Source organism: Nonomuraea sp. NPDC049714 (assembly GCF_044465295.1).
GTDB lineage: Bacteria > Actinomycetota > Actinomycetes > Streptosporangiales > Streptosporangiaceae > Nonomuraea.
The window spans coordinates 225579-242696 of sequence record NZ_JBITLM010000016.1 but is presented as its reverse complement, the minus strand read 5'-3'; the positions used below and the strand labels follow the sequence as shown (position 1 = coordinate 242696).

The following is a 17118-nucleotide window of genomic DNA, read 5'->3' as shown; positions in this document are numbered from 1 at the left end:
CCGGGCCCCCCTCTCGGTCCACCCGGGGTGGTTTTGTTGGGTTTTCTCATTCCATACTATTCCCCCCCCCCCGGGGGGCGGCCCCGGCGCCCCCCCCCCCCCCCCCGCCCCCGGCCGGTTGTCGCAGCAGGTGGCTGGCAGGGCAACACGTTCGTCGCCGAGCTGTACGTGATCACCAGCCCGCACCGGGTTCGGCTGGCGGTTGACGCCGACACGGAACTGCGGTGGCGAGGTGGAGGACGGTGCCCTTGACCAGGCCTAGCCTCGAGTTACATCTGCGGTCGCCGCTGATGACTCGCCCCGATGTCGCGCAAGGGCGCTGCGCTACCCGATCCGATCCGCGCGGTGCTGGCCAGTCAGCTGATGAGGTGGTCGCCTCGGACGGTCCGGGCGTAGTAGACCTCGCGTCCGACGCGGGCTTTGGATGCCAGCCCGGCTGTGACGAGTCGGTGCAGGTGCGCGGAGATGCCGCCGGGAGCCGCGTGCAATGAGCGCGCGAGCTGGTGGGTGGTCGAGGGGGTCTCCAGGAGCGCGAGCAGGCGGGCACGCGTCTTGCCAAGCACCGCCGTCAGGTCGTGGGGTGCCGGATCGGATTCCCACAGGGCGCCGACTCCTCGTGCGGGATATCGCACGACCGGGGTCCAGGGTTCGACTGTCTTTGCGTACACCCTGGGCCAGGCGAAGACCGACGGGACGAGCACCAGTCCGCGACCCGCCAGGGTGCGCTCCGGGTCGGTGATCTCGGCGAGTCGGTTACGGATGAGGAGGGTGTCGTCCTCATCGTGCCAGACGAGGTCGGGGTGGAGGCTGTTCAGCATTTCGCCTGGCCCGTCCTCGGCCAGTGCGCTGGCCCGATGCTGGACGTCGCGCTCGAGCACGCTGCGCATCTGCGGCCAGTGCGGCTCGATCGCGCGGCGCCAATAGGCGCCGAGATCGGCGACGAGCGCGGCGATCTCCCGGCGGGGTTCTTTGAGGAGTGGCGTCAGTGATTGCGGGACCCCCGCCGGACGGCTGCCGCTGACCTCGCGGCGGACGATCTCGGCCGGCGTCGCGGCGACCGCGTCGAGCTCGTCATCGATGGTGGTCAGTGGTGACTCGGGGGTGGGCGCGAGGAACCCGGGCAGATGGCCCGGCGCGCTGATGACGAAGTCCCGGACGGCCCGATGGCGCGGATCGGTGAGCAGCGGGTCGCCCCGATGGCGCGACAACCACGGCATGTGAACGGCATGTTCTCCTGGTCGGCCGAGGACACGCAGGCTGGCGAGGAGCTCCCAGGCAGGCGAGATCGCCCACCGCATCCTGCTCACGTCCGCCGCGGCGAGGCGGATGCGGACCTCCCTCATGGATTCACTCTAACGTGAATCTGATGCAGCCCGGCGCGGCCGTCCCCACGCTCGTCGCATGACCTCCGACGCAGCCCCCGTCACGACGGAGACACCCGCACCGGACCGGGATCGCCGCCGTTACCTCATCGCCTCCGGAGTCGCGCTGTGGGGAGCGCAACTCGCCGTGGTTGCAGTCCCGTTGACCGCCGTCACGGAACTGTCGGTCGACGCCCGTGGGACCGCCCTCCTGACAGCGACGACGGCGGTCGCCTTCATGGTTCTCGGCCTACCCGTCGGCGCCTGGCTCGACCGGGTACGACGCCGCCCGGTGATGATCACCGCAGACCTGGTCCGTGCCGCGACCCTTGCGACGGTGCCGTTCGCCGACTGGCTGGATGCGTTGACGTTCACCCACTTGTGGCTGGTCGTCGCAGTCAACGGGATCGCCACGGTGTTCTTCGACCTGGGTACCCAGAGCCACCTGAAGGACCTGGCTCCGGCGGATCAGTTGGTCCGGATGAACGGCCGCCTCGCCACGCTGACCCAGACCGCGCTGATCTGTGCACCGCCGCTGGCCGGCTGGGCGGCAGGGATCCTCACCCCCGCCGTGGTCCTGGCTGTCACGTCGGCCGGCTACCTGTGGTCCGCCACCTGGCTGTCACGGCTGCGGACCCCCGAGCCCGCTCGCGCCCGGTCGGCGGAGCGACGACACATCGCTTCCGACATCCGTGACGGAGTCGTGTTCGTGTGGCGTCAACCTGTGCTTCTGACCGTGCTCGGGTCCGGTTGCCTGGTGAACTTCGGTATCGCCGCGGTCACCGCGGTGCTGCCGGTCTACGCTCTCGACGATCTCGGCTGGTCGCCGGCACAGCTCGGGCTCTACCTCGGCGCCGGTGGCGTGGGCGGTCTGGCCGGGGCGATGACTGCCGAACGGGTAGCACGGCGGCTCGGGGTGGGGCCTTCCCTCCTCGTCATCGGCCTTGTTCTCTGCCCGGTTGCGGCGCTGCTGCCGATGACCGGGTCTTTGGTCCCGGGCCCGATCGCGGCGCTCGCATGGTCTCTCGTTCTCTACAAGGTCGGCTTCGACTCCGTGCTCATGATGAGCTTCCGGCAGGCGGTCACGCCCTCGTACCTGCTGGGACGTGTCAACGGCACCATGCGGGTCCTGCTCACCGGCGCCGTAGCGCTCGGAGCCGGTTGTGCGGGAGCGGCAGCGGGGGTCTTCGGTACGAGCGGCTCGATCATCGTGGCTGCCGTCGCCCTGGGGTTGGCGTGGGTGCCGGTCGCCGTGTCTCCGGTCTCTCGGATGGTGGCTCTGGACGGACAGTCGTGACTCGGAGCAGATGGCTCGCCCCGATGGTCATGATCGCCGTCAGCGTGGGCTGGGGCTGCTCGTTCCTGCTCATCCGGGACTCATTGCAGGTCACCGGACCCACCGGCGTCGCCCTTGCGCGAGTGGCGATCGGAGCCGCAGTCCTCGGCCTGCTCCCGGCATCGAGGCGGGCGGTGCCGCGGCGGGCATGGCCCGCGCTGACGTTGCTCGCGGTGACCTGGATGACGTTGCCGATGGTGCTGTTCGCGCTTGCAGAACAGCATGTGAGCTCGTCGACGGCAGGAATGATCAACGGCTCCGCACCCATCTTCACGGCCGTCGTCGCTGCCCTTCTCACCGCCAGGCTGCCTCGCACGAGCCGACTGCTCGGCCTTCTCGTCGGGCTGCTCGGCGTGAGTCTCATCGGGATTGCCGGCAGCCACGAGGAGTCCGGTGCACGGCTGGGCGTCGCCCTTGTCGCGGCCGCTGTCGCGCTCTACGGCGTTGCATTCAACATCGCTGGGGGCCTCCAGCGCGAGTACGGCGCCCTCCCGGTGATCTGGCGCGCGATGCTGCTCACAACGCTGATGCTGACCCCGTTCGGGATCCCAGACCTGCTCGACGCACGGCTCGAGCCACGAGGCATCCTCGCGCTCACGCTACTCGGGGGTGTCAGCACCGGCGCCTGCTTCGCGCTCTTCGCCTGGCTGGCCGGGACCCTCGATGCGACGCGCGCATCGGTGGTCACCTACGCCGTTCCCGTCGTCGCGCTGGCCGTTGGTGTGGTGCTCGGTGGTGAAGCGGTGAGGGCGCCCGCTCTGGTCGGCATCGCGCTCGTGACCGTTGCCGCATACCTGGTCCAAAGACCAGATCTGTCCAACTCCGGGGCGAGGCTGATCAATGGGAGTGCGGCGCCTCCCGATCCGGCCGTCGCCAGCCTGGACGATCACAACAGCCCCGGTCGTTGAGCACGAGTCATCCGAGCCCGTCAAGCCGCTGGCGGATGCAACGCGACGGCAACGCATCGGTGGCCGGACTCGCGATCGATCGACGCGTCGATCTGCCGAAGGCCGCAGGTGCGCTCGCCGGCACAGGAACTCCGGTGAGACTCCGGGTGGCTGTGGAGGCGCTGCGGGCGGTCAGAAGCCCAGCTTGCGAAGCCACTCCAGGAGCTTGTCCTCGCGCCGGCCGGCCGACTCGGCGTTCCACGTCCCCAGCTCCCGAGACTCGACGAGGACGCCGTCGCGCAGGTAGATGACGCGGTCGCCACGGACGGCGACGGCGGGGTCGTGGGTGACCATGACGATCGTGGTCCCGTCCCGGTGCACATCGGTGAGCGCATCCATCACCTCACCCGACATGCTGCTGTCCAGGGCGCCCGTCGGCTCGTCCGCGAACAACACCAACGGTTCTCCGGCCAGCGCCCGGCAGATCGAGGCGCGCTGCAGCTGACCACCCGACACCTGGGTGATGCCGTGGCCGGCGATATGCGCGATACCGAACCGCTCCATGAGCGCGTCGACGCGCGCGATCGCGGCCGCTCGCTGGTCCTTGGGTGCCCCCTTGAGCGCGGGTAGCAGGATGTTGTCCCGCACGTCCAGGTTGCTCAGGAAGTGCGGCTGCTGGAACACGAATCCCATCCGCGTGAGCCGGATGTTGCTCATCTCCGTGTCGCTCAGCGACTCCAGCTGCCGCCCCTGGAGGGCCACGCTCCCGCTGGTCGGCCGGTCCATGCCGCTGAGGCTGTACAGCAGTGTGGACTTGCCGGAGCCGGAGGCGCCCATGATCACGAGGAACTCGCCGGCGCGAACGGTCAAGTCGACACCGCGCAGCACCTCGGTCGGCGGGTCGGTGGAGTAGTAGGTCTTGCTCAGCTCCTGGGACTCCAGGGTCACTGTTGCTCGATTCATCACTCTCTCCTCATTCTCAGAGCCACTGGCTCTTGTCGGCACGACGGATCCCTGCGGTGAGCAGCGCGACGCCGAGGTATCCCGCCCCGAGCAGCAGCAGCGGGTACAGCACGTACACCAGCCAGGGATTCGGGATGAACGTCAGATCGGTGATCCCGACCTGGACGGCGGCCAGCCCGGCGCTTGCCAGGGACTGCCCTGCGGTCGCGGCGAACACGAGACCCACCACCGTGCCGACGGCCACCGTTAGCAGCGTCTTGATCCGCGCCTGCCCCACGAGTTCCCTCGCCGAGAAGCCGACCGCCGACAGCACGCCCATCTTCGACCGGTCGCGGGTGAGCCTGAGCTTGAGGAACAGGCTGGTGATCAGCACCGCTACCCCGAGCCCGAACACCAGCGCGACCCAGGCCGCCCTCCGCAGTGAGTCGATCAGGACCCCGAGGGTCTCCTGCGCATACTCCTGAGTCGGCTTGACACCGGCGGTCGGGAACTGGGCGTCGTACTCGTCGGCGATCCCACCAGCATCCGTGCCGTCGTCGGCCAGGTTGGCATAGACCGTGTACGCCGACGCGCCCGCGGTCACCTCGCCGTTCATCTTGGCGGTGTGCCCGCCATCGGTGATGTCCTGGTAGATCCCGCTGACCTGCACGGTCGTCGGTTCGTCGCCGTCGTAGATCGTCAGGTCGTCACCGACGCCCACCTGATATTTGTCCGCGTTGAGTACCGACAACGCGATCTGCCCGTCCCGCGGCAGGTCGCCCTCGCTGAACCGGACGCCTGCCTCGCCGGATCGGTCCCCGACCTCGACGCGCAGCCTGGCCCGCCCGTCCTCGCTGTCGGCGCTGTGGTCGACGTAGGCGTAGGTCTGCACGTCCGTGAGACGGTCGTCCTCTGCCATCGTGGCGACCAGTCGGTCCTTGACCTCGTCGACGTCCTCCTGGAACTGCACATCCGCCCGCAGATCACGCTCCGGCGCACCCAGGTAGGTGACGAAACGAGGGCTCTCGAAGGTGCTGACCAGGTTCGCCGGGAGCGTGATCAGCACCGCGGTCAGGCCGAACACGATCGGCACCAGCACCCACGCTCGACCCTCCGCCAGCAGGTCGAGCAGGGCCAGCCGCCGGTTGACGCCCGCCCCGGACGACGCCAGCCCGGTCCGACGTACCCAGCGCGCCTGCCGCTTCGCGCGACGGGCCGTCTGCCTCTCGTCGAGGGTGTTGCCGTGCACGAGGGCGTTGACGACCTCGATCCGCCTCACCCCGCGCAGGACCCTGCGACAGATCCCCACGACGATCACGTAGACGGCGGCGAGCGCGATCAGCGGCACCAGGAACGTCCAGATCCCCACGGGCGCGGGCGCGAAGTTCGTCCGGATGCCCTGTGTCAGCGCGTTGGTCGCGACCACCGCGAGCAGCCCTCCCACGGCGCAGGCCACCAGCGTGAGGATGCTGTACTTCGTCAGGTAGAGCCTGGAGATCGCGCGGTTCGGGATACCGATCGCCTTCATCGCGCCGATCTCGCGTACGTCGTCCTCGAGTGTTCCCCGGATGACGAAGCGCAGGTTGAGCAGGGCGATCGCGACCAGGATCAGGCTGACGAAGACCAGCGCGAACGCGACCAGCCCGTCGCTGAGCATGCTGATGATCCGCAACTGCTGGCCCGTGATCGTCTGGCCGTTGGTAGGCAGCCCCCTGGCACCCTCGTACGCCGTCTGCAGCGCCCCCGCGTCGCCGCCGGGCGGCAGCCGGTACTCCACGATGATCTCCGGCGTGGCGCCACCGCCCTGCCGCAGCGCCTCGAAGTCCTCGGGATGGATCAGGAACCGGGACGACGGCGAGAGCGACGCCGCCATCTGCGAGTCCTTCACCGACCCCTGCACCTTGAGCTCGTGCGCCCCCGAGTCGGTGTGGATGGTGAGCACGTCCCCGGCTCCCAGCCCGTACTGCTCCTGGTAGAGGACGGGGACGTACACCTCGCCGGCCGCGGGTTCGACGACGTCACCCGTGTCGTCGACCAGGAAGTCGAACTCCTCGTTCTGCGTGACGAAGAGGTTGTCGATCCGGCTGGCGGCCAGGTCGCCGTACTCGCCGGTCTCCGGGCGCGCCCAGGACAGAGAGGTGCTGTCGAAGCCGAGCATGTCCTCGATGAGCCACGCGCCGATCTCGGCCTCGTAGTCCGCCGCGAACCGCTCCAGCGCGGCTTCGTCGTACTCCCCCAGGTGCATCTGCATGAGGTCCGGGGGCTTGCCCTGCTCGGACAGCTGGCTGATCGAGCCGGTCAGCCGCTCGATGACCATGGATCCGGTCGCCATCAAGAAGGCGCTCAGGATCAAGATGGCGATGACGGCCGCGTTGACGCCCTTGTTCTTGCCCAGGTCGTTGATTGCGTAGCGGAGATAGAGCCGTTCATCGTTCTTCACTGTGATGCTCCGCATCCGTGGGATCTGCGACGGCGTCTACGTCAGGACGTCCCCATCCTGGTGGGACTACTGCTCTGGAAGGGATGGGGTTCTGCCCTGATCCGCCCCTGGTTTCCTCGCGCCCGTACCCTGACCGTGGCGGCGGCCGGACCCTGAACCTCGATGGCGAGCGGGCCCGCCTTCGTCGGGGGTTCACCACCCCCGCGGATGCAACTTGTCCCATGTCTCGTTCGCGACGTAGTGGTTGTCGTACAACTCCGCAGTCGCTGTGAGCTCGTCGACCGTCGCCTACGTCAAACCCGGCCTAGAAACCATCACCAAGGTCACCGAGGTCCTGGCACCCCGCCGCCGTACCCACTGATCAATCCAGTGGCGGCTCGCCCCAGCTAAAGGGAGTTCCGGGCCTAACCGGCGGCGCACCCTCCCTGCGGATCGAGCCTTCCGGTAATGGCCGGCTAAGGCCAAGGCCTACGAGGAGTCCCCAGCCAGCCCACGGCGCGTTGATCTCACAGATCCGGGTCGTCGGCGGCGGTGGGGTCGCGCAGGTCCCGCAACCGGCCGGGCAGTTCCGGCCGGTTGAACGGGTACGTCCCGTGGAAGTTGATGTGTTCCCACTGCAGCGGCGACAAGTGGGCCCTGATCTCCGGGCCGATCGTCATGCCGCCGGCGGCGAGTTTCTTCACCGCGGCGTCGATATACAGGCTGTTCCAGAAAATGATCGCGTTCAAACCGAGGCCGAGCGCGCCGAGCTGGTCCTCCATCCCGCGTTCATAACCCCTGCGCAGCTGGCCGTGGTGGGCGAAGAACACCGCCCGCGCCAGGCCGTTGCGGCCCTCTCCGACGTTCAGCTGGGCGCCCATCATCCTGCGGTAGTCCTCCAGGTGGGCGACGTGCAGCAGGTGCATCGACTTGAAGATCCGGCCGTAGTGGGCGAAGGCGTGGCCGAGGCCGGTGGTGCGGCCGTCGGCCGTCATCATCTTGATCAGGTCGTAGGCGCGGACCTTGTTGGTGACCAGCGATCCGGCGACCTGGAGCATCTGTGGCCAGTGCTGCTTGATCAAAGCGATGTTGACACGGCGCAGGTTCAGCTCGGTCAACCGTCCGTACCCGGCGGCCGCCGGGGTGGTGCGCTTGTCGGCCTGACCGACGTCGGCGGGGTCGATCCACCACTGCTGAGCATCGCCGATGTCGGCGATCCGGGGCGCGAACTGGTAGCCGCAGATCGCAAATAATCCGAACACAATATCGGAATATGACGCTGTGTCCGTCGTCAGGACCTCCGGCTGCTCCTTGGCGTCCAGCCGGTGCAGGGCGTCCAGGATGAACAGCGAGTCCCGCATCGTGCCCGGCACCAGCAACCCGCCCAGGCCCATCACCCGGTCGGAGACGACCGCCAGCCAGGTGGCGCCCTTCGAGCGTTTGGACTGGCCGAAGTAGTGCGGGTTCGGCCGCCCGTACAGGGAGCGGACCGGGACCACGAACCGCAGCCCGTCGGCCGAGGCGACCAGCCCGCCGCCCCAGTCCTCGCGGGCGATGTCGATGCCGGTCTGCCCCTCGATCAGCTTCCCCGACGCCAAGCCCATCCCGTCGTGGTGGAAGTAGCCCTTCTCCGCGCTGATCAGCCGGTGAATGCCCAGCACAGGATCGCCGGGCTTGGCCACCGGCCCCAAGCCGAGATTGCAGGAGCGCGCCACCATCAGCGCGGCCAGGCTGATGTCCAGATCCGCGCGCCGTGACGTCGAACCGGAGATGTGCTCGAAGGCGTCGAACATGCCGGTGTGGCCGTGGACCTCCAGCAGCAGCTCGGGATAGTCGATGCGCGGCAGCATGTTCATCACCGCGTCATGGGCCGCCTGGTAGGCCTCCGGCATCGGGGCGGCCTCCAGCTTCGCCAGGTTCAGCCGGCCGTCCTTGATCGTGATGGCGGGGTTGGCGTCCAGGCTGTCGGCCAGCTCGCGATAGATGCCGCCCAGGTCGCCGGACAGTTTCCGGAGATGCTCGGCCGGGTCGGCGGGAAGGCCGAGCGCGGTCAGGATGCTCGGCGCGTGCACGCTCCACAGGGCGTCCGGGATCAGCTTGGTCCGCGGGTCGCCGGACTTGTCCGCGCCGACGGCGTACACGTCCTTGCTGCGCAGAGCCGACCACAGCCCCTCCAGGATACAGAAGGTGTAAGCATGCCGGTCGATCAACCGGTCGCCGAGCTCGGGGTTGTCGTAGACCAGCCGCCGCCACGACCCCGCCACCAGATCCTTGTGCGCCTCGATGTGCTGCACCCCGGCGTGCTTGCCGTAGGCGAGCACGCGAGGCAGACCCCGCAAGGCCGCGATCACACCGGCACCGGCGTCGGTGGCACCTCAGGGGATCGTGTCGGCCAGCAGTTCGACGAACCCGCGCACCGAAGCGAACCGGTTCGTCAGCTCCGCCCGCCACGCCAGATCCTCATCCTCACCCGCCGGCGGCACCAACTCCTTGATCACCGCCAGCGCCGCCTCCAACTGCTCGATCGGCACCACCGACGCGATCCGCGCGATCATCTCCGACGCGGTCGTCGCCCGCACCACCGGCCCCGACCCGGTGCTCTCCCCAGCCTGGCCATCGGGCTGCGGGGACTGTTCCCGCTGGGTCATCGGGGTGTCCAGCGCCGCCCGCAGCGCCGACTCGGCCTGCAGCGCGGCCTTGCGCAACTTGGGCAGCGACTTCAGCTTCGCGTTCTTCTCATCCCGACTCGCCCGCGCCAGCAACTTCGTCGACATCAGCAGATCGAACAGCAGCAGCGCGTCATCGACCGACACACCCTCCAGATGCCGCATCGTCGCCAGCAACGTCGCGACCCGCCGGCTCCCCTTCAACTGCCCGATCTTCGGTGCCTTCGCCGACATCCCGTAGGCGGCCAGCTCCGTCAGCTTCACCGGAGCTACCCCGCCCGCATCCACCGCGCCCGCACCGAACGCCCACACCGCCACCGACCGGTTCAACGCCTCCTTCATCCCCGTCCCGGACACCACCGCCACCGCTGTGCGCATCCACTCCAACGGCGACACCTTCTTGCCCGCCGGCACGACCAGGCTCTCCAGCAGTTCCCGCCGCATCTCCACCGGCGTCTGCTCCACCAGATGCTCGTTGATCGCAGCCAACTGCTCCGCCCGCACATTCGTGACCAACGGCGCCAGCGTCGTGATCCCCGGCAGCAACACCCGGTTCTCGATCAGCCACACCACCGCCCGGTCGAACAGCTCCCGCCGCGAATCCCGCGTCTGCGCCGCCCGCGACGCCACGAACGCCCGCAGCTCCGCCTCCGCCTCCGCGAACTCCCGCAACCCCAACAGCTCGCGGATCTCCCGCGCGTGCTCATGCTGGGTCGGCAGCCGCTCCGCGTAGTGCTTGATACACGAAGGGTCCGCCACCCCGAGCTGCTCGGCGACGTAGTCAACCGCCACATGCGGGACATCGCCAGTCGGATCGGCCAGAAACGTGCCGAGCATCCGCACCGTCCCCCACTGCAGACCCCAGCCGAGCCGGTTGTGCGGACCGCGCTTCTTCGCCACCTCCGCCAACGCGTCCGCGTCCAGGTAGAAGAACCGCTCCAGATCCTCCGGCGACGGATCCGTCAAGAACCGCCGATAGCGGGCCCTCTGCTCCTCGGACAAGTACTGAAACGACATAAACCGTGACGGTATGAGATCAATGACCGCCTACCAGCCGGTACACCCAAACCGAGATCAACTCGTCCGCGACGCTCGGCCCGCAACCCCCTGACCTGCGGTGGAGGCTTATCGTTCAATTCCGGCCGGATAGTCCCAAGACCCCATACAGCGGATCGCCAGTCGGGTCTTTCCGCACCCGCCCGGCAGCCACCGCATTGGCGATCCACGTCAACACGCTCTACCAGCGACTGGCCGCAGCCGACCGCCTGCTCGGCGAGGGCTGACGTTCGCCGCAGCGGGCGCTGGAGTTGCACATGCTCCTGCACCTCACCGCGGCAAGCGGTCCGCTGGATGGGCCGGACGGCGGCTGAACCTGACGCCCTGTTCAATGCCCCGGGTGTGTCCGTGGAACGGATTGGGCCTTGCTCATGCGCAGGATCAGGACGACCGCGTCCTCCGAGTGAGCTGTTGGAGTCAGAACCTCCTGTAAGAGCAGGCCACGGATCGCGGCAATGGTGACGGTGGCCAAAGTCAGCGCCTCCTCGGTGTCGACCCCTCCACGTTCCGCGAGCGAGGCCAGCACCTTGGTCAGGTCGTCGAGCGAGTCGATGAACTCACGAAAGTCCTCTGGGCTGTACGCGGCCAGTCCTACGACGTGAAAGAAGCCGCGGACACGCGACAGCTGCTCCGGGCGGGTGTAGGCCCGCCAGATCGCCATGACGAGGTCGTCGAAGGTGCCCTGCTGGGCGACCTCGAGCAGTGCCTCGTTGTCACGGGATCGCTGTGCCTTGAGCATGGCCGCCAAGACACCCGGGAGTGACCCGAAGTGGTATCGCAAGAGGGCGTGGCTGGTCTCGGTCCTGGCGGCGATCTCACGGAGCGACACTTCCGGTGCGGGCAGGCCCTCGCCGAAGGCGTCGAGAAGCCGAGCGAGGAGACGCTCCCGTGCGTCGCTCTTGCGTTCTGTGCTTGACAGGATCACTCCCACAGTTTATCCATTGGAAAAGAAGCGCTGCCAGTGCCGGGTTACGTCACACATGGTCGCAGCCTGCTCGCAACGGCGGAGGGAACGACTCGTGGGACGTGTTCAGGTAGTCGGCGCGGCGGTCGTCGACGGATCGGGTCGCGACCCCAGCGACGTCAACGTCACCATCGAAGACGGGCGTATCACCGAGCTTGGTGCCGCGACCGCACACGGCGAGCGCCTCGATGCCGAGGGGCTGACGATGACGCCCGGCTTGATCGACGCTCACGTTCACCTGGGTTTGTCGAGCCTGATCCAGCCGCAGTTCTCGTTTCAGATCAGTGCCGCTGAGCTCGCGGCGGACATCTTCGCCACGGCCGGCGCGACGCTCGATGCCGGCTTCACGACCGTTCGGGACACCGGCGGGATCGACGGCGGCGTCGTCACCACGATCGCGAAGGGCAAGGTCAGGGGACCGCGCGTCCTGTCGTGCGGACCTGTGCAGTGCCAGATCGGTGGGCACGGCTACTACGGAGCCGACTGGGAACCCACCGAGCTGTGGAGCAGCCATCACCTTCCGGGTCTGTGCGCTCTGTCCATGATGTCGGGCAACGCAGACGAGCTGCGGAGCAACGTGCGCGAGGCCTTCCGCCGCGGAGCCTCCTTCCTGAAGCTCTGTGTGACCGGCGGGGTGGTTGGGGCGCACGACCGGCTGACCGACACCCAGTTCACCGTCGAGGAGATCGCCGTCGCTGTCCAGGAAGCCGCGGCACGGGGCACCTATGTGACGGTTCACGCCCACAACAATGAGGGCATTCGGAACGCCGTCGAGGCCGGGGTGCGCTGTGTCGAGCATGGCACCGACCTCGACGAGTCCACGGCCACCCTGATGGCCACTCGCGGGGTTGCCCTTGTGCCTACGTTCGCTGTCGTCGAGCAACTGCTGCATGACAGCGCTGGAGCCGGCCTCGGCGAGTCGACCCGCGATCGTGTGATCGGTGTCCGTGAGCGGATGGCGGAGGCGCTCGCTGTCGCCAAGGAGGCCGGAGTACGGATCGGGCTGGGTTCCGATCTCATCGGTCCGGCTCAGGACCGTCGAGGCGAGGAGCTCAGGTTGCGTGCAGCGCTCGAGACGCCGATGGAGGCTCTCGTGGCAGCCACCAAGACCAACGCTGAGATCCTTGGCCTGTCCGACGAGGTGGGGGTCATCGCTCCCGGCATGCAGGCAGACCTCGTGCTCTGGAACGGCAACCCGCTCGAAGACCCCGAACTGTTCGCTGACCCCGCCAACGCCGTCCTCGTTCTCCAGGCCGGCCGAGTTGTGAAGGACCTCCGATGAGCACCATGTGGCAGGGCTGCCTCGCCGACACCGACTACTTCGAAATGCGTTCCGGCGGCGGGCATGACTACGGCGTCTGGGTCACCACGCCACCGGGCTACGATCCCGCCGGGACGCAAGCGCCTGTCGTCTATGTGCTCGACGGCAACTGGGCCGTGGGCATGACGGCTCCGCTCATCGTCACCCAGATGGACCCCATGCAGAAGATCCAGCCATACATCCAAGTCAGCGTCGGCTACGCAGGCGAGGAAGCGCAGCACTGGGATCGGCTGCGCAACAGAGACCTCGTGCCACCTGGCGAGCCCATCGCCAAGGAGCTCATCGATGCCGTGGAGATGGGAGTTCAAGCGGGCGCGAGGACACGCGAAGAAGCCGACGCGTACCTCGCCGAACTACGCGACACCCACGCCGATGCCTTCCTGAGCTTCCTTACCTCGGAACTGCACCCGCGAATCGAACGCGACTACGGCACAGCCACGAGCGGTCACGGCCTTTTCGGCTACTCCTACGGCGGACTTTTCAGTCTCTACACCTGGCTCACCGACTGCACGCTCTTCGAGACCATCGGAGCGGGCAGTCCCGGCGTTGCCAGTGAAGACAGTCAGGTCTTCGCACGGCTCGAAGAGCTTGGCGACAGCCTGCCTGCCGCCAAGCTTCACCTGACCGTCAACGACCGAGAGCTTCTCGGAGACCTGGCCATTTACCAGAACCTCACGAAGAACGCGGCCACCGTCCTGCACCGCCTGACCGCCCGCGGCGGAGCCGTCACCAGCGCGGTCCTGCGCGAAACGCATGTGACCGGCCTGCAGGCCTCGTTCCTCAGCTACCTCAGGACCTGCCGTGCCCGGTAAGCGCCTGAGTACCGATGTGGTCGTGATCGGCACAGGGGTGATCGGTTCGTCGATCGCCCTTGAGCTTGCACGGGCGGGGCACCGGGTTATCGCGCTCGATCGGGCCCCAGGGGCTGGACAGGGGTCGACCTCGGCATCGAGTGCGGTCGTTCGGTTCAACTTCTCCACCAACGCCGGGGTGGCAACGGCGTGGGAGGCGCATTTCGGCTGGCTCGACTGGGCCGGCCACCTCGGGCACGATGTCAGCGACCTCGCGATGTTCCGCAAGAGTGGGCTGGTCATGCTGGACGTCGAGGCGGCTCCGCGTACGTCGTGGCTTCCGTTGTTCGATGAGATCGGTGTTCCCTACGAGGAATGGGACAGCGCGACCTTGGCCGAGCGCGTTCCAGGTATCGACGTCGGCCGCTATTGGCCGCCGAAGCGGCTCGACGACGAGGAATTCTGGGAGGACGCGAAACAATCGCTCGGTGGCGTGTACACCCCGGATGCCGGTTACGTCTCGGACCCAAGCCTCGCCGCCGTAAACCTCGCCGCCGCGGCCTCGGCGTGTGGGGCGGAGTTCCGCTTCCGCAGCACGGTGACAGCGCTGGAGAAGGCCGGCGGGCGCGTGACGGCGGTGCGGCTGTCGGACGGCACCCGGATTCCCTGTGCCGTCGTGGTCAACGCGGCCGGTCCGTGGTCCGGCGCGTTGAATCGGTTGGCCGGCGTGGGTTCCGACTTCACGGTCGGTGTGCGCCCGATGAGGCAGGAAGTAGCGCACGTGTCGGTCCCGGAGGGCTACGGCGGGCCCGTGGTGGCGGACATGGATCTGGGCACCTATTTCCGCGGTGAAGGAGGAGGGGACCTGCTCGTCGGCGGAACGGAACCGGAGTGCGATCCGATGCAGTGGACCGACGACCCGGACGCCGTCGACATCCACCCGACGGCCGCGGTCTTCGAGGCTCAGGTGACGCGGGCCGCGCGGCGGTTGCCCGACCTGGAGGTGCCCAACCGGGCCCGCGGCGTGGTGGGCGTTTACGACGTCGCCGACGATTGGACTCCGATCTACGACCGCACCGAACTCGAGGGCTTCTACCTTGCGATCGGAACGAGCGGTAACCAATTCAAGAACGCGCCAGTCGTGGGTCAGCTGATGACGGAACTGATCAACCAGGTGGAGAACGGAGTCGACCATGACGCGTCGCCCGTCCGGTTCCGGGCCCCGCGCACCGGCCTGGAAATCGACCTGGGTGCGTTCTCTCGTAAGCGCAACCGAAACACCGCGAACACGGGCACGGTGATGGGCTGAGCCGGAACGCATACGAGGCGTTGCATCCGGGCGACCTTGATGCCCAGCCGTGGTCCAGCGTCTGCCTACCGGGCTGGGTGGCGTACGCGGCCGTCATCTCCAAAGGCGACAGTGAACGGCTCGACCGCGAGTCAAAGGGGATCGAGTGCTCCGCGCGGACATCGCCGCGCTCGCAGCCGGCCGGTGATCGCCTGGACGGACACGACAACGGGCTGCGCTACGGCAGCGAATGGGCCCTCAAGGTCACCACGGTGCTCAACGCGAGGATCCTCACCGGGCCCCGGCCGGAACCCCCGGCACGCTACCAGTCCGCAGGACCGCCAGGCGATCGGCACGCGCGGCGACCACTGCCCGCCGTCGCCGCGCACCACCACGTACGCGGTGAGCGGCGCCGCGAACGAGCTGCCACCGCACATGACCCGCCCCGTGTCGACCGAGTAGCTGCCCGCCGGTCCGTTACCGCCCGACTGCGCCGTGGCCCGGCCCTGCCACAGCACCCGGTCATCCGAGGCGCGCCTGACCTGTACGGCGACCTGGGTGCTCGGCTCCGAAGTGGGCCCTTGCTCAGGCCGCCACGACCGGCGCGACCCCCCGCCGGGAGCACGGCCCCGTACTACCCGTGGTTCGTGGACGGCGAGTAGAGCATCGACACCGGGCGGGTGGCGGCGTCGAACGACGCCGCTGCCCCGGTCGCACCCATCCCGCTGACCCCCCACGGCTCGTAGACCATGTTGACGCCACCGTGTTGCCACTCGTTGATCCACACGAGAGCGGCGTTGATCTCCCTGCAGCGCCGCAGGTTCTCGGGGGTCGAGGAATAGACCGTCGCCGCGAGTCCGAAGCTTGTGGTGTTGGCCAGGTCGATGGCTTCGGCGAAGGAGTCGACCACGGTGACGGGGGCGACCGGCCCGAAGGTCTCCTCTTTCATGATGCGCATGTCCGAGGTGACCTCGGTCAGCACCGTCGCGGGGTAGAAGTATCCGGGCCGGTCTGGTTGCCCGCCACCGCAGAGCAGCGTCGCCCCGCGGTCGACGGCTTCGTGGACGTGGTCGTGCACGATCCTCCTCTGGGTGTCGTCGACCAGTGGTCCCAGGCCCGGGGAGTAGGGGTCGTCGCTCATCGTCCAGCCTTCGGCTTCGGCCACGAGGGCGGCGATGAACTCGTCCGCGACCGCGCGGTGCACGTAGATCCGCTCCGACGACGTGCAGATCTGTCCGCTGTTGAGGAACGTCGACGTCGCGACCGCCTTGGCGGTGGCGGCCACGTCGACGTCGGCGTCGACGAGGACGGGGTCGTTCCCTCCCAGTTCCAGGATCGTTCGCTGAAGGCGCTTGGCCGCAGCGACGGCGACGCTGCGGCCCGCCTCGACAGACCCGGTGAAGTGCACCAGCTTGACCGCCTCGTGCTCGGCCAAGGGCTTGCCGGCGCGCGCGTCGCCCAGGAGAAGGTTCACCACGCCTGCCGGAAGGTCGCACAGCTCGACGAGCCGGGCCGCGGACAGCGGCGCCTTCTCCGAGGGCTTGATCACCACTGTGTTGCCGGCGGCGAGCAGGGGGCCCAGGGCCCCCAGGATCGAGGTCACCGTGAAGTTCCAGGGCACGATGAGTGCCAGCACGCCCAGCGGCTCACGGATGACCACTGTCCGTCCGGACTCGCCCGGAGCTGTGACGTCGGCGACGAACGGATAGGACCGCGCCCGCTCGATGCCGAGCCGGAACGAGGCGATTCCGCCCGCGATGAACTGCTCGGCGAGCGGGACAGGCTTGCCCATCTCCCGGTTCTCGAGTTCCGCCAGCTCGCGCACATGCCGTTCGAGGAGGTCGGCGGTGCGGCTCAGCCGGCCGAGGCGGTCCTCGAGGTCGAGCCTCGCCCAGCCCGCGTGCGCGGCCTGCGCCGACTCCACCGCCGCCGCGGCGTCGGCGGCCGATCCGGCCGGAATCAGTGCGACGACCTGTTCGGTGGCCGGGTTGACGACGCTGCGGAGCTCCGGGTCCGCGGCTTCGACCGGGGTGCCGTCGATGATGTTGCTCAGGCGCTTCATCTGCTCATTCCTTCTGGATCGAAGC

12 protein-coding genes are annotated in these 17118 nt (G+C 68.2%); 5 read left to right on the top strand and 7 right to left on the bottom strand.

The genetic code is table 11. The annotated features are described in order from the left end of the window. Positions 1 to 356 precede the first annotated feature (356 nt). The gene (locus ACIBQX_RS43995) at positions 357 to 1343 is read right to left on the bottom strand and encodes a DUF5937 family protein (RefSeq protein WP_397015521.1); all 987 of its coding nucleotides are present in this window, start codon (positions 1341 to 1343) and stop codon (positions 357 to 359) included. Between the two features lie 58 nt (positions 1344 to 1401). Between ACIBQX_RS43995 and ACIBQX_RS43990 the strand changes: the two genes are divergently transcribed. After that, positions 1402 to 2658, top strand: coding sequence for an MFS transporter (locus ACIBQX_RS43990; RefSeq protein ID WP_397015519.1), 1257 nt, complete (start codon positions 1402 to 1404; stop codon positions 2656 to 2658). Positions 2659 to 2681: 23 nt separating this feature from the next. After that, positions 2682 to 3605 carry a DMT family transporter gene (locus ACIBQX_RS43985; protein WP_397015517.1) on the top strand — a complete coding sequence of 308 codons (924 nt, stop codon included), beginning with the start codon at positions 2682 to 2684 and terminating at the stop codon, positions 3603 to 3605. Positions 3606 to 3776: 171 nt separating this feature from the next. Here the strand turns inward: ACIBQX_RS43985 and ACIBQX_RS43980 are convergent, their stop codons facing one another. The 5 genes from ACIBQX_RS43980 to ACIBQX_RS43960 all read right to left on the bottom strand — a co-directional run bounded on the left by ACIBQX_RS43980 (position 3777) and on the right by ACIBQX_RS43960 (position 11598). Beyond that, complete coding sequence (locus tag ACIBQX_RS43980; protein ID WP_397015515.1) at positions 3777 to 4547, bottom strand: ABC transporter ATP-binding protein; 771 nt, start codon at positions 4545 to 4547, stop codon at positions 3777 to 3779. 16 nt (positions 4548 to 4563) lie between these two features. Continuing rightward, positions 4564 to 6966, bottom strand: a complete 2403-nt coding sequence (locus ACIBQX_RS43975) for an FtsX-like permease family protein (RefSeq protein WP_397015513.1) — start codon at positions 6964 to 6966, stop codon at positions 4564 to 4566. A 506-nt stretch (positions 6967 to 7472) separates the two neighbouring features. Next, positions 7473 to 9284 (bottom strand): Tn3 family transposase, encoded by a 1812-nt coding sequence (locus ACIBQX_RS43970; RefSeq protein WP_397015511.1) that lies wholly within the window; start codon positions 9282 to 9284, stop codon positions 7473 to 7475. 36 nt (positions 9285 to 9320) lie between these two features. Then, the gene (locus tag ACIBQX_RS43965; protein WP_397015509.1) at positions 9321 to 10628 is read right to left on the bottom strand and encodes a DUF4158 domain-containing protein; all 1308 of its coding nucleotides are present in this window, start codon (positions 10626 to 10628) and stop codon (positions 9321 to 9323) included. 367 nt (positions 10629 to 10995) lie between these two features. Beyond that, positions 10996 to 11598, bottom strand: coding sequence for a TetR/AcrR family transcriptional regulator (locus ACIBQX_RS43960; protein WP_397015507.1), 603 nt, complete (start codon positions 11596 to 11598; stop codon positions 10996 to 10998). A gap of 88 nt (positions 11599 to 11686) precedes the next feature. Here ACIBQX_RS43960 and ACIBQX_RS43955 point away from each other — a divergent pair, with 88 nt between their 5' ends. Genes ACIBQX_RS43955 through ACIBQX_RS43945 form a run of 3 tightly spaced genes read left to right on the top strand, consistent with a single transcriptional unit; the run spans position 11687 to position 15052 of the window. Next, positions 11687 to 12913 carry an amidohydrolase family protein gene (locus tag ACIBQX_RS43955; protein ID WP_397015505.1) on the top strand — a complete coding sequence of 409 codons (1227 nt, stop codon included), beginning with the start codon at positions 11687 to 11689 and terminating at the stop codon, positions 12911 to 12913. Beyond that, positions 12910 to 13764: an alpha/beta hydrolase gene (locus tag ACIBQX_RS43950; protein WP_397015503.1), complete on the top strand. Its 855-nt coding sequence runs from the start codon at positions 12910 to 12912 to the stop codon at positions 13762 to 13764. Before ACIBQX_RS43955 ends, ACIBQX_RS43950 begins: the two co-directional genes overlap by 4 nt. A gap of 22 nt (positions 13765 to 13786) precedes the next feature. Then, a complete protein-coding gene (locus ACIBQX_RS43945; protein ID WP_352037868.1) occupies positions 13787 to 15052 on the top strand; it encodes an FAD-dependent oxidoreductase in 1266 nt (421 codons plus the stop codon). A gap of 613 nt (positions 15053 to 15665) precedes the next feature. Here the strand turns inward: ACIBQX_RS43945 and ACIBQX_RS43940 are convergent. Then, a complete protein-coding gene (locus ACIBQX_RS43940; RefSeq protein WP_357961193.1) occupies positions 15666 to 17093 on the bottom strand; it encodes an aldehyde dehydrogenase family protein in 1428 nt (475 codons plus the stop codon). Positions 17094 to 17118 lie beyond the last annotated feature (25 nt).

What these genes read in the sequence shown, in the direction of transcription:
- ACIBQX_RS43995 (WP_397015521.1), bottom strand. Translation starts at nt 1,343, where the DNA reads ATGAGGGAGGTCCGCATCCGCCTCGCCGCGGCGGACGTGAGCAGGATG.
- ACIBQX_RS43990 (WP_397015519.1), top strand. Translation starts at nt 1,402, where the DNA reads ATGACCTCCGACGCAGCCCCCGTCACGACGGAGACACCCGCACCGGAC.
- ACIBQX_RS43985 (WP_397015517.1), top strand. Translation starts at nt 2,682, where the DNA reads ATGGTCATGATCGCCGTCAGCGTGGGCTGGGGCTGCTCGTTCCTGCTC.
- ACIBQX_RS43980 (WP_397015515.1), bottom strand. Translation starts at nt 4,547, where the DNA reads ATGAATCGAGCAACAGTGACCCTGGAGTCCCAGGAGCTGAGCAAGACC.
- ACIBQX_RS43965 (WP_397015509.1), bottom strand. Translation starts at nt 10,628, where the DNA reads ATGTCGTTTCAGTACTTGTCCGAGGAGCAGAGGGCCCGCTATCGGCGG.
- ACIBQX_RS43950 (WP_397015503.1), top strand. Translation starts at nt 12,910, where the DNA reads ATGAGCACCATGTGGCAGGGCTGCCTCGCCGACACCGACTACTTCGAA.
- ACIBQX_RS43940 (WP_357961193.1), bottom strand. Translation starts at nt 17,093, where the DNA reads ATGAAGCGCCTGAGCAACATCATCGACGGCACCCCGGTCGAAGCCGCG.